The sequence below is a fragment of the Thermococcus sp. 4557 genome (genome assembly GCF_000221185.1).
Classification (GTDB): Archaea; Methanobacteriota_B; Thermococci; order Thermococcales; family Thermococcaceae; genus Thermococcus.
The window spans coordinates 1,649,232-1,661,253 of record NC_015865.1 but is presented as its reverse complement, the minus strand read 5'-3'; the positions used below and the strand labels follow the sequence as shown (position 1 = coordinate 1,661,253).

The window sequence follows — 12,022 nt, the reverse complement described above, 5'->3', positions numbered from 1 at the left end:
GAACGGGGTTAGGGTGGGCCTCTTTTAAGGTTTTCCCAGCGGCAAGTTTAATAAGTGGGGCGTTTAGTGGCCTTCGATGATAAAGCCAGTGGGAGACGACTTCATCAAGCGCTACCGCCTCGAGTACAACCTGGAGGCCCTTGAGAGGGTTAGAGGGAAAATCGGGGAGAGGGTTTATTCCCGCCTTAGGGCTCTCATCGAGTACCGCTTAACCGGAGAGGAATTCGACCGCTCCCCCATAGGCGTAAAAATAGCCCTCGCCTTCTCCGCCGGTTCCGACAGCACTGCCGCGCTCAAAATACTCCGCTGGGCGGGCTTTGAGGCAGTACCTGTAACGGTCAGGCTTCCCCAGATGAGTGAGGCGGTCGTCGAGAGGGCCGAGAGGCTGGGGGCTGTCTTCGTCGAGGTTCCCGGATACCTTGAGGTAATCACGGCCCAGATGGAGAAGGGTGCGCCGGTCTGCGGCAAGTGCCACTCGATGGTGATGGCCGCCGTGGAGGGGTACGCGAAGGAAAACGGGATAAAAATCCTCGCCAGCGGCGATCTGCTCAGCTCCGGCCTCATCTCGATCTATGAAACCAGGGAAATCGTCACCCTGAACCTTCCCGCGTTCTTAGCCCTGGACAAGGCAGAGATAATCGAAATCATCGGGGGCAGATACGACCTCAAATTCGGCTGTCCCCTCCTCTGGGAGACCTTCAGAAAGGCGCCGAGCGTAAAGCGCTTCGCCATTCAAAGGATTCTCCGCGAGCTCCGCGCCAGATCGATAAGCCCCGAGATGGCCGAGGCGCTGATACTGGACGTGCTGTCCAGGTAGTTACTCATTTCTGACCCAAAAGGTTTAAATCTGTCATCCTGAACTTCACCCAGGTGGTGAATAATGGTTACGAAAGAGGAAGTTGAGAACGTCGTTAAAGCGATCGTTGACGAGAAGTTCGTAAAATCCGTTGAGGTGAACGAGAAGGGGGACGTAGCCGTTACCCTCGCGAAGGACACCCCTAACATCGACGACGTGCTGATAAGGCTCAACGCGGAGCTCGGAAAGCTTGAAGGAGTGGGCACTATAACGATAAACCGCGAGAGGGAGATGAAGGCCGAAGAGAACGCCGAGCTGAGCGAGGAGCTCGTTCTTGAGAAGCTCAAGGAGGTCATAGACCCCGAAATCGGCATCGATGTCGTCAACCTCGGCCTCATATACGAGGTAAATGTCAGGCCGGATAAAACCGTGTACGTGAAAATGACGATGACGACCCCGGGCTGTCCGCTCACGATGTGGATTCTTCGCGCGGTTGAGGACAAGGTTCTCGAAATCCCCGGCGTTAAGGACGCCGAAATCGAGCTAACCTTCGACCCGCCCTGGACGCCCGACAGAATCAGCCCGGAGTACAAGAAGAGGCTTGGACTCTACTGACCCATTCTGTCAATTTTTGTTCATCAACGGGCGGCTTGCTCCCTTTTTCTACGTATTTTCGTCCCTCAGCGTCCGTTCCGCCGACGAAAAGTTTATATTCGCCTGGGTTCATCTAAGTCCGGTGATGTTCCCATGGCTTGGAAGGTTAGGGTTGACCAGGACGTTTGTATCGGAGATGCCATCTGTGCCAGCCTCTGCCCGGACATCTTCGAGATGAACGATGAGGGCAAGAGCGTTGTCATCGTCGAGGTTATCGAGGACGAGAACCTCTACAACTGCGCCGTTGAGGCCGCTGAGGCCTGCCCGGTCAGCTGCATTTACGTCGAGGAGGCCTGAAGCCTCTTCTTTTTCCCTTCATTGAACACAGCTTTTCTGGGAGTTCTCTGGAAGGAAAATTCCGGAAGATTTGAAAGAAAAGGAAGTCACTCCAGGCTCAGGTTGAATTTCTCTGCCTGCTCAAGGACGTACTCCCTTATCTCCCTCGCCTTCGGCAGCTCCGCCACTATCTCACCGTTCTCGATGAGCGGTTTGAGAAGCGGTTCAACCTTCGCCCCGCAGACAGGGCAGCGCTCGAGCTTTTTGCCCGCTGGAACGCGGTGGTAGTGGCCGTTCTCACACCTGTATATCTGCTTCCTTCCGCTGAGCTTGCCGCGCTTGGTTATAGGCTTCCCCTCTATCTCAACTATGTCGAGCGAGAAGTCAACGGGCTTCGCCGAAGCTATGGAGCCACCGACGCCGAAGGCGTCTGCAACGTCCACAATCTCCCTTATGCTCTCCTCGTCGAGACCGCCGCTGGCGAGGATTTTGACGTGCTTGTAACCCCTGAGGTCGAGCTCCCAGCGGACCTCCTCGATTATCCTCCTGAAGTTGCCCCTCCGCGAGCTCGGGGTGTCAAGCCTGACCGCGGCAAGTCTCTCGCCAAGCGCTTCAGCCGCCATCAACGCTTCGAACTTCTCGTCGCAGAGCGTATCCACCAAAGCGGTTCTCGGAACCTCAGGCTCAACGACCTCGTCGAAGTACTTCCAGGCCTTCACTTGGTCGCCGACAACGAGGATGAGTGCGTGGGGCATCGTGCCGACGGGCTTCTCCCCCATCATCTCCGCACCCAGAACGCCGCTGACACCGTCGCAGCCGCCTATGAAGGCCGAGCGATCAATCATCGGCGCTATTGCCGGGTGCATGTGCCTTATGCCGAAGGAGTAGACGGGCTTGAAGTCCGCCGCTATCTTCGTTCTGAGTGCGGCGGTGGCTATTCCCGTCGCCTGGCTGAGCATTCCCAGCAAAGCTGTCTCGTAGATTCCAAACTCCTTGTAGTAGCCCTCTATCTGAAGGACGGGCTCGTAGGGGTGGAATATCGTTCCCTCCGGCATTGCGTAGACGTTCACGGGGAGCCCCTCAAGGAGCTTTGCAACCTCCTCAATTCCCGCCAGAACCCCCCACTTCCAGCCCTTCGGAAGGGAAGTCGTTGTCACGTCGGCGAAAACTTTCCGGTGGATGCCCTTCTCGACGAGTATCTTCTTCGTCCTGATGAAGTAAACGTCAGTGGTCTTTCCCGCTTTGATATCGTCCTCGTGGGCGATGTAGAAATCCCTCATTTTTCTCACCGGATAGGAGTTCTCGCCATCGGATTTAAGGATTTCCAATGACAAACCTTATTGGGAATAACGTCAAACTATGAACTATGACGGGAACGAAACCGCTCTCCGAACTTATTTCCCTGAGGGGGAGGCGGGCCATGATAACCGGCGCGGCATCGGGAATAGGCCGCGCGACGGCGCTTCGCTTCGCCGAGGCCGGGGCAGACTTGGAGCTCGTGGATATAGACGAGTTCGGGCTGAAGGAGACCAAGGCGCTCGCCGAGGAGTTCGGCGTTGAGGTTGGCATTCACCGCCTTGACCTCTCGAAGAAGATCGAGGTGGACGCGCTCTGGGAGGCCCTGAAGGGCAGGGAGCCGGATATCCTCGTGAACAACGCCGGCGTCTACTGGTTCAAGGACTTCACTGAGGTCGATGAGGGGTTCTACAAGAGGGTCATGGCGATAAACCTCGACTCCGTCTTCTGGATGTGCCAGCACTTCGTCCGGGCGAGGAAGGACAGGGGAGGAGTCATAATCAACGTGAGCTCCATAGAGGCGTTTCTACCCTTTGCAAAGGGACTGGCCCACTACGACGCGGCCAAGCTTGGCGTGGTTGCCCTCACCAGGGCGATAGCGAGGGACTACGGCAAGAAAATCCGGGCCAACGTGGTGGTCCCGGGGGGCATAGAGACAGAGGGCGTCAGAAAGCTGAAAAAGGAGGCGATAATGAAGTTTGACATGGAGAAGATAGGCATCTCGTTCAACTTCAACGCGCGCCTCCCGATGGGCCGCTTTGGAGAGCCCGACGAAGTTGCGAGGGTCATGCTCTTCCTGGCGAGCGACCTGGCGAGCTACGTCAACGGGGCTGTAATTCCAGTTGATGGTGGGTTCCTCTCAACCTAACCTGAAGGGCAGCTCGACGCTTTCTCCGCGTTCCCTTTTGTGAAGCTCCCGCCTGTAGGCCTCAAGGGGCCTGTCTTCAACCTTCAGATAACCAGCGAACGTCTTTGGGGTTTCCTCCAGCTCACCGAAGAACTCCGGATAACGTTTGTCCCTGATGATGTGGTGGTCGAGTACTATCTCGGCACCGGTTTCGCGGATTATCTCGTTGAGGTTCTTGATGCCCGTTTCCCAGCTGCCCTCGGCGCGCCTCCCGAGGTAGGTCGGCGGCCCGCCCGTGATGAGCAGGTCCGGATTCTTCTCCACTATCCACTCAACGGCCTTCCTGTTGAGGAGCTGGATGTCGCTGGCGTGGATTAAGCGGAAGCCGTCGTCGATCATGACCATGACCACGAAGCCGAGCTTCGAGCCATCACTCCCGTGAGGAACTGCAGGGGAGAACTCCAGCGTAACGCCGCCGAGGTCGAAGCTCCCCCCGTCCGCGAACTCTATCCTCTCCGCTATCGGCTCGACGTTCTTCATGAAGGCCCAGGCACGCTTCCTCTGGCTGAAGTTGATGTTCTCCCTCGGGTGCTTTATGAGGAGGAGCTTTCCGGAGTAGATTTCTCTGGCGCATTCCTCGCTGGAGCTCTCGTAGAGGCCCTCAAAGAAAGGCGTGTGGTGGTCGTAGTGGTAGTGGGAGATGGTGACCACGTCCGCCCTTCGGGCGTAGCCCTGAAGCTTGCGGCGCATTCTATGGAGCGTCTCTATCTCGACCTTCGCAGGGGAAAGGCCGTAGCGCTTAGGCCCGAGGGCAACGCCGGGGTCTATGAGGACTTTTATCCCGGATGCTTCAACGAAGACTGCCAGGCTCCTCACACCGAGGCTCTCGGAGGCGAGAGGGACGATTCGCATGTCACCACCGTCTTTTCATCGGCAAAAACCTTAAAATCCCTTTGGGGTAACCGGAATTCGCCATGGGAGTGTACCGTGCAGCGGCGGTTCCCCTGATCGTGCTCTTCCTCATGACAAGTCTCGTTGGCCACAACACGGGACGGTTAAGGGAGATTCCGGTGGTGGGGGAACCTTGGGACGATTTTGCGACGAATCTTATCGAGGCCGTTTACGATGTCCTCGGCGTTTACCTCGGGATGGCCGGTACGGTGGACAAGAGCGTTTCTGAGAGCCTTCTGGAGCATACCTACGACTATCACCTGGCCAAGGTTCAGAACACCTCGTACGTTTACCCGTACTGGAGTTACACCGCCTTTCCGAGGGAGGACCTCCCCGGGATACTGAACTCTACCCCCGTTCAGAATTTCGTGACCTCCGTAATAGCCGAGGCCAAGGGGAGGGTGGATGAGAAGCACGTTCCCTCTGATCAGTACGTTCTCTATCTCAGGGGGACGGCCTACGAGGTGATGGTGGAAAAGGCAAAATACTGCGCAGGAGGCCCCACGAAGGACCCGAGGTACGTTGTGACCCACTGCGGGGACTGCGATGACTGGCACGTCGTGGCGTACGCCGTAATCTCCAGGATAAACCGTGAGCACGGGATAAGGGCGAGGTACTTCCTCACGATGGTTCCCGGACACGCCTTCCTGACTGTATACTACCCCGATGAGGGCAAATGGGAGCTCTACGACTGGTTCCCGCCGATTGGTCTGAAAACCTCAGGGGATGGGACGTCGGAGTCCGTGCGGCTGGACGGATACTGCCCCCTGCGTGGGGACGTTCCCCCGGAGGAATGCGTGGCGAGGATACGGAGGTTCGAGAGCTTTGGAGAGATGGACCACTTTTATTCCCTGCACGGCTACTTCGGCTCCCCCTTTGAATATCTCTTCGAGCTTCCGAGTTTGAGGTACACCACCGGCGATGAAATTCGATGCATGCAGGAGGGCCGCCTCTGTGCAGGGGAGGGGCAATAGTGCCCATTCGGCGTTTGACATTTTTTCTTTTGAAAGCCTCGTCCCTCAGGGCGGGGTCGGGAGTTGGTGACATTTAGACAAAAGCTTATTAACCCTCTTTTTTCCACCACCTCTAGGGAAGTGGGGGTAATATGGCCCCTTTGACCGATGACGCCCACTCCGCCGAAAATGCCCCTTTGACCGAAAAAAGGCCTAAACGGGGTAAATTTAGGTTGCGAACCGATGAAGAGTGTCATCCCTCCTGATGCCAAGATGATGACATTATCCCCACCTGAGGTGGTCCCATGCTTGGATTCTTCAAGAAAAAGAAGAAGGAAACTTACGGCCCGCTCGTCTACCTGAGCGAGCCCACGATACTCTACCACACCCACACCGAGAAGGCCATCCTTGAGATACTCGAGGAAAAGCTCGGCTCCAACAACTTTGTAATCCCCTCCGACTACGGCCTCAGAACCACCGACCACCTGATACCAGAGGCCGAGATATTTGTGGCGATAGCCATAGTCGGCAAGTTCACTTCCCTGGTCGTCAGGGAGATCGAGATAGCCAGGAAGCACGGAAAGAAGATCTACACCCTGGACGTGGCAAGAAAGGACGACGAGATACTCTACCTCCTCGAGGAGGGCATTCCGGAGCACATCGAGTGGCTGACGCCGGAGGAAACCCAGAGCCTCTACGCGGCATTCCGCGGTGAGGACTTCTCCGGCTTCATGAAGTTCTTCGTGGGGGATAGAAAAAGGCAGTGGTAAAAAGAAAGGAATCACGCGTTGGTCTTTTTGTCCTTTATGTACTCGTCTATCGCCTTCGCGGCCTTTTTTCCGTCTCCCATAGCCAGAATAACCGTCGCCTCTCCCCTTATCGCGTCGCCACCGGCGAAGACTCCCGGGATACTGGTCATCAGGTTCTCGTCGACGATCAGCGTTCCGTCCGGGTTGGCCTTAAAGCCGCTCTCCTCGAGGAGTATCTTGTTCGGCTCAAGGCCGATGGCTATGATGACGGTGTCGGCTTCGAGGGTCACGTACTCGCCGGTTCCGACTATCTTCCTCTTTCCGCGCTTGTCCCTCTCCTCGAGCGGGCGCATCTTCTCGAACTTAACCGCCCTGACCTTACCGTTCTCGTCGCCGATGAACTCGACCGGGTTGAGGAAGAACTCGAACTTGACGCCTTCTTCCTCGGCGTGGCCTATTTCCTCCAGCCTGGCCGTCATATCCTCCCTTCCGCGGCGGTAGGCGATCGTAACCTCGGCGCCGAGCCTGAGCGCGGAGCGCGCCGCGTCCATGGCGGTGTTTCCGGCACCGATTACGATAACCTTCTTCCCAACGGCTATCGGCGTGTCGTACTCGGGGAACAGATAGGCCTTCATGAGGTTGACCCTCGTCAGGAACTCGTTGGCGCTGTAAATCCTGTCGAGCAGGATTCCCGGTATGTTGAGCAGCTTGGGCGTTCCGGCGCCCGTTCCTATGAAGACCGCATCGTACTCCTGAAGGAGCTCCTCGACGGTGACGGTCTTGCCGACGATGTAGTTGGTCTTCACCTCAACGCCGAGCTTCTCGAGCTTCTCCAGCTCGGTTTTGAGTATGTCCTTCGGCAGCCTGAACTCGGGGATGCCGTACATGAGCACTCCACCTGCCTCGTGAAGGGCCTCGAAGATGGTGACCTTGTAGCCCATCTTCGCCAGCTCGAGGGCGCAGGTTAGGCCAGCGGGTCCGGCGCCGACGACGGCAACCCTGCCATTCCCGTCGGTCTCGGCTATGAACTCCTTGAGAAGCTCTTGGTCGATTCCCCTCTCGCGCGCGTAGTCGGCCACGAAGCGCTCGAGCTTTCCGATGTTTATCGGGTCCCCCACTTTGCCCATGACGCACGGGGCCTCACACTGGTCCTCCTGGGGGCAAACACGGCCCGTAACAGCGGGCAGGGTGTTGTCGTTCCAGATAACGCGCAGGGCGTTCTTGACGGCCTCGTCCGGGTTGTCAGCGTTCTCGCGGAGGGCCTTCAGGAATCCCGGGATGTTGATGTGAACGGGACAGCCCTTGATACACGGGGCGTACTCCGGCGGACACTGTATGCAGCGCTCCGCCTCTTTCAGCGCGGAGGCGAAGTCGTAACCGAGGTTGACCTCAACGAAGCTCTTAACGCGCTCCTCAACGGGCCTCTCGGGTGTGGGAACGCGCTCCTTGATGAGCTTTGGCTTCGCCATTCAGACCACCCCCCTGGACTCGAGGTAGTGCTTTTTGGCTATCTCCTGCTCGCGAACGAACCTGCTGTCACGCCTTATGACGTCGTCCCAGTCCACCTTGTGGGCGTCGAACATCGGCCCATCGCGGCAGGCGAACTTTATCTCGCCGTCGTAGAGTATCCTGCAGGAGCCGCACATGCCGGTTCCGTCCACCATTATCTGCCTGACAGTGACTATGGTGGGGATTCCGTACTCCCTGGTCAGCTCGGCGAGCTTCTTGAGCGAGCCCAGCCTTCCTCCGCCGAAGACTATGTCGACCTTGTCCTTCTCGATGAGCTCCTTCAGAACGTCGAGGTAGTGTCCCTTGATTCCGCGCGAGCCGTCCTCCGTGGTGAGGTAGTACTCGTCGGCGGCGGGCTTTGCCAGGAACTTCTCGGGGTAGGAGTGGGCCCTGTCCTCGAAGGTCTGGATGGAGATCGTGTAGTTTCCAACCTCCTTCATCGCCTTGAGAGTGGCGTAGTTCTCGGCCTGTCCACAGACGGCGTCGGAGACAAAGACGACGTTTCCGTAGTGTTTGACCTCGATGGGCTTTCCAAGCGGGCCCGCGACCGCGTAGAGGGAATCGCCAACGTCGAAGTTGTCCCAGAGGTCAAAGGTGGTCTTTCCGTGCCTCCTGATGAACATTCCTATCCTTCCGGTCTCCCTGTTGGCGTAGTAGATGGACATTGGAATTCTCTCGCCCTTCTTGTGTATCAGCAAAACAACGAACTGACCCGGCTTCCAGGCCCTTGCCACGTGCGGCGCCTCGACCTCCATAAAGAAATCCCTAACATCCAGTTCTTCTTTCGCGGTAATTCGGTACATGGATGAAACCTCCCGTACATATGAACAGTTTTGTTCACCTTTGGTTTTAAACTTTAGGTTTATAACAGTTTTTTAAACCAAAGGTTTAAAACTCCTTTTCGCCCAAAACAAGGCCGGAGCGTCCTTCTTTTAAGCCGGCAGTGGGGGTCTTTCGCTTTGGGAAGCCTTTTTAGCATGAGCACGTAACTGTAACCGGTGATTGAGATGGTGGAGATACCGAAGAGCCACCCGCGCTACTGGAGCCTGTACTACAGGGAAAAGATCATCGAGGGAATGGAGAAGGGAATGACGGCCAAGGCCGGGCTGATAGCCCACGGCCGCGGTGAGGCCTTCGACTACCTCATCGGGGAGAGGACGATAGAGCCGGCCGAGAGGGCGATAAAAGCCGCCGTCGCCAAGCTGATCCTGGCGAAGCACCCGGTCATCTCGGTCAACGGCAACGTCGCGGCACTCGTTCCAAAGGAGACGATAGAGCTGGCAAAAGCGCTGAACGCCAAGCTCGAGATAAACCTATTCTACCGCACGGAAGAGCGCGTTAGGGCGATAGCGGAGGAGCTGAGGAAGCACGACCCCGATGTGGAGCTCCTGGGGATAAATCCCACGAAGCGCATTCCGGGCCTGGAGCATGAGAGGGGAAAGGTTGACGAGGAGGGAATCTGGAAGGCCGATGTAGTCGTTGTCCCGCTGGAGGACGGCGACAGAACGGAGGCCCTCGTCAGGATGGGCAAGTTCGTGATCACCGTTGACCTCAACCCGCTTTCACGCTCCGCTAGGATGGCCGACATAACAATCGTCGACAACATAGTCCGCGCGTATCCCAGGATGACGGAGCTGGCGAGGGAGATGAAGGACTACAGCCGCGGAGAGCTCCTCGCGATTCTGGAGGAGTACAGCAACGAAAAAACGCTGAGCGACGTGCTCATGCACATGGAGCGCAGGCTGACCAGGCTGGCCGAAGGGGGGGTCTGGAGGAAGAAGACACTGGAGTGAGCTCAGAACTCCTTATCTGTCTTTTCTACCAGCCTTCTAAGGCCGGCAATGAGCTCTGCCTCACTTCCAACGTTCGATATCACCAGCGGAACCCTCTCACGCTCGGCGAGCTTTACGGCGAGCTCATCGAGCTTCTTGACCCCGTGGAGAACGACAACGGCCGGTTTGAGCCCCTGAACGCGGACCGCTATCATCGGGCTTCTGCCGGTTGTTACCTTGGTGAATATCAGCGCCCTCTCGGTCGTCCAGCCGTAGAGCTTGAGGAACTCCTCGCTGCTCATCTCGAGGATCGCCTTTATGCTGTCGACGACGGTGTAGCCGTATATGCGCCTGTCGAGGAGGTGCATGTTGGCGACGACATCTCCCCTGACGGCCCCAACGAGGTCCTTTATGGTTATCGGGAGGGCGAACTCCCTGATGTCGAGTATGGCGCTCGTGGGAAGCTCGCTGCCGAGGGTCTTGCTGAATGCGCGGATCACGTTTCCACCGCGCTTCTCGTCTATCTCAAGGAGGGCCTCGACGAACTTCCGTATCGTGGACGCGCCGGGGCTCTTTCTCCTGCCGCCCTCGTAGTCGCTTATGACCGAAGAAGAAACACCGAGGTATTCGGCGAGCTCCGTCTGGCTGATTCCGAATATCTCACGCCATTTGCGCATGGTTTTACCGGGGTCGGAGGAGAGGGTTATTTCCCCCGCTATCCTCTTTGCCAGGGCTTCTTTCTCCTTTTCAAGCATGTTGGTAAAGTGTTCGTCAATCGTTATAAGCTTTTCGGCAATTGCCTAACATTCTCTCCCGCAAGCTTAAAAACTCCCCGCCCTACGCTCCCCGGTGAGGCTCATGGCGATATACTTCATAGGGCTTGGCCTTTACGACGAGAAGGACATCACGCTCAAAGGTCTTGAAACCGCCAGAAAATGCGACCTAGTCTTTGCCGAGTTCTACACGTCCCTTCTGGCAGGAACAACACTGGACAAAGTCGAGGAGCTCATCGGAAAGCCCATCCGGAGGCTCAGCAGGGAGGAGGTTGAGCTCCACTTCGAGCGCATCGTGCTGAGTGAAGCCAAGGAGAAGGACGTGGCTTTTCTGACCGCCGGCGATCCGATGGTGGCGACGACGCACTCCGACCTCAGGATAAGGGCCAAGGAGCTCGGAATCGAGAGCTACGTCATCCACGCCCCGAGCATCTACTCGGCGATAGCGATAACCGGACTGCAGATATACAAGTTTGGCAAGAGCGCAACCGTTGCCTATCCTGAGAAGAACTGGTTCCCGACGAGCCACTACGACGTGATAAAGGAGAACGTGGAGAGAGGCCTTCACACGATGCTATTCCTCGACATAAAGGCCGACCAGAACCGATACATGACGGCCAACGAGGCGATGGAGATACTGCTTCGGGTGGAGGAGATGAAGAAGGAAAACGTCTTCACCCCCGATACCCTGGTCGTCATCCTCGCAAGGGCCGGTTCTCTGAACCCGACGCTCAGGGCCGGCTACGTTCGGGACATGGTCGGGGAGGACTTCGGAAGGCAGCCCCACGTGATGGTCGTTCCGGGCAGGCTCCACATAGTCGAGGCCGAGTACCTGGTGGCCTTCGCTGGGGCCCCTAAAGAGATACTCGACGGAATCTAGCGAAAGCTTTATATTTCTCCCCCCACCCATTATTCCGGGGACGGGCCCGTGGTCTAGCCTGGTTATGACGCCGCCCTCACACGGCGGAGGTCCGGGGTTCGAACCCCCGCGGGCCCACCACATCAACCCTTTCTAACGAAAGCGTTGACGGAAAGAGCGCGTGCAATTCTAAAGTGCTTATTTTCCCAAGGTTTACTCTTCAGTTGCTAGTCTCACAAGGTTTCACTCCCCACAAGGCGTCCCTCGAACGCCAGAATAAAAATGAAACCTGTTCAACAGCCTGTTTTAAAGTTAAACCCTCTTCACGGGCAAATTTTAAAGTACACGCTCTAGGCTCCAGCCAACTTGACAAAAAGGGAACATTTTGGTCAAACTTTGCAGAGCAAAGTTTGCTTTTCTGACGAAAAGTTTCATCAAAGTTCGTGATTCCTTACTTAGAATTCGCTAGGCAACGGGGGGTTTTCAGTTGAAATCTGCAATTTTGGCTGGATTCATTCCAAAAAAGGTAACCCTTGATAGGTTCGGCTTTTTTAGCGCTCCGGAGGAGCGCGGGTTGAAGTCGAACC

General features: G+C 56.8%; 13 protein-coding genes and 1 tRNA gene. 9 read left to right on the top strand and 5 right to left on the bottom strand.

Annotated elements, in window-relative coordinates:
• The first annotated feature begins 76 nt into the window (after nt 1–76).
• The 3 genes from GQS_RS08770 to GQS_RS08760 all read left to right on the top strand — a co-directional run bounded on the left by GQS_RS08770 (nt 77) and on the right by GQS_RS08760 (nt 1,747).
• On the top strand, nt 77–817 hold the full coding sequence (locus GQS_RS08770) for a hypothetical protein (RefSeq protein WP_014013327.1): 741 nt from the start codon (nt 77–79) through the stop codon (nt 815–817).
• Nucleotides 818–880: 63 nt separating this feature from the next.
• Complete coding sequence (locus GQS_RS08765) at nt 881–1,411, top strand: metal-sulfur cluster assembly factor (RefSeq protein ID WP_014013326.1); 531 nt, start codon at nt 881–883, stop codon at nt 1,409–1,411.
• Nucleotides 1,412–1,543: 132 nt separating this feature from the next.
• The gene (locus GQS_RS08760; RefSeq protein WP_014013325.1) at nt 1,544–1,747 is read left to right on the top strand and encodes a ferredoxin; all 204 of its coding nucleotides are present in this window, start codon (nt 1,544–1,546) and stop codon (nt 1,745–1,747) included.
• An 86-nt stretch (nt 1,748–1,833) separates the two neighbouring features.
• Here GQS_RS08760 and GQS_RS08755 read toward each other — a convergent pair whose 3' ends face one another.
• Nucleotides 1,834–3,006 (bottom strand): nicotinate phosphoribosyltransferase, encoded by a 1,173-nt coding sequence (locus GQS_RS08755; protein WP_014013324.1) that lies wholly within the window; start codon nt 3,004–3,006, stop codon nt 1,834–1,836.
• 86 nt (nt 3,007–3,092) lie between these two features.
• On the opposite strand from GQS_RS08755, the gene GQS_RS08750 reads away from it, so the two are divergent.
• Nucleotides 3,093–3,890: an SDR family NAD(P)-dependent oxidoreductase gene (locus GQS_RS08750; protein WP_048056562.1), complete on the top strand. Its 798-nt coding sequence runs from the start codon at nt 3,093–3,095 to the stop codon at nt 3,888–3,890.
• Here GQS_RS08750 and GQS_RS08745 read toward each other — a convergent pair.
• The gene (locus GQS_RS08745) at nt 3,882–4,781 is read right to left on the bottom strand and encodes an MBL fold metallo-hydrolase (protein ID WP_014013322.1); all 900 of its coding nucleotides are present in this window, start codon (nt 4,779–4,781) and stop codon (nt 3,882–3,884) included. The genes GQS_RS08750 and GQS_RS08745 overlap by 9 nt on opposite strands.
• Nucleotides 4,782–4,843: 62 nt before the next feature.
• On the opposite strand from GQS_RS08745, the gene GQS_RS08740 reads away from it, so the two are divergent.
• A complete protein-coding gene (locus GQS_RS08740) occupies nt 4,844–5,794 on the top strand; it encodes a hypothetical protein (protein WP_014013321.1) in 951 nt (316 codons plus the stop codon).
• 284 nt (nt 5,795–6,078) lie between these two features.
• Nucleotides 6,079–6,543: a hypothetical protein gene (locus tag GQS_RS08735; RefSeq protein WP_014013320.1), complete on the top strand. Its 465-nt coding sequence runs from the start codon at nt 6,079–6,081 to the stop codon at nt 6,541–6,543.
• Between the two features lie 11 nt (nt 6,544–6,554).
• Here GQS_RS08735 and gltA read toward each other — a convergent pair whose 3' ends face one another.
• Nucleotides 6,555–7,991, bottom strand: a complete 1,437-nt coding sequence (gene gltA / locus GQS_RS08730) for an NADPH-dependent glutamate synthase (protein ID WP_014013319.1) — start codon at nt 7,989–7,991, stop codon at nt 6,555–6,557.
• Nucleotides 7,992–8,834, bottom strand: coding sequence for a sulfide/dihydroorotate dehydrogenase-like FAD/NAD-binding protein (locus GQS_RS08725; protein WP_014013318.1), 843 nt, complete (start codon nt 8,832–8,834; stop codon nt 7,992–7,994).
• Nucleotides 8,835–9,038: 204 nt separating this feature from the next.
• Between GQS_RS08725 and GQS_RS08720 the strand changes: the two genes are divergently transcribed.
• Nucleotides 9,039–9,824 carry a 4-phosphopantoate--beta-alanine ligase gene (locus tag GQS_RS08720; RefSeq protein WP_014013317.1) on the top strand — a complete coding sequence of 262 codons (786 nt, stop codon included), beginning with the start codon at nt 9,039–9,041 and terminating at the stop codon, nt 9,822–9,824.
• 2 nt (nt 9,825–9,826) lie between these two features.
• Here GQS_RS08720 and GQS_RS08715 read toward each other — a convergent pair whose 3' ends face one another.
• Nucleotides 9,827–10,558, bottom strand: coding sequence for a helix-turn-helix domain-containing protein (locus GQS_RS08715; RefSeq protein WP_014013316.1), 732 nt, complete (start codon nt 10,556–10,558; stop codon nt 9,827–9,829).
• Nucleotides 10,559–10,661: 103 nt separating this feature from the next.
• Between GQS_RS08715 and dph5 the strand changes: the two genes are divergently transcribed.
• Both dph5 and GQS_RS08705 read left to right on the top strand, forming a co-directional pair.
• Complete coding sequence (gene dph5, locus GQS_RS08710; RefSeq protein WP_014013315.1) at nt 10,662–11,456, top strand: diphthine synthase; 795 nt, start codon at nt 10,662–10,664, stop codon at nt 11,454–11,456.
• Between the two features lie 42 nt (nt 11,457–11,498).
• Nucleotides 11,499–11,576 (top strand) — tRNA-Val (locus tag GQS_RS08705).
• The last annotated feature ends 446 nt before the right edge of the window (nt 11,577–12,022 follow it).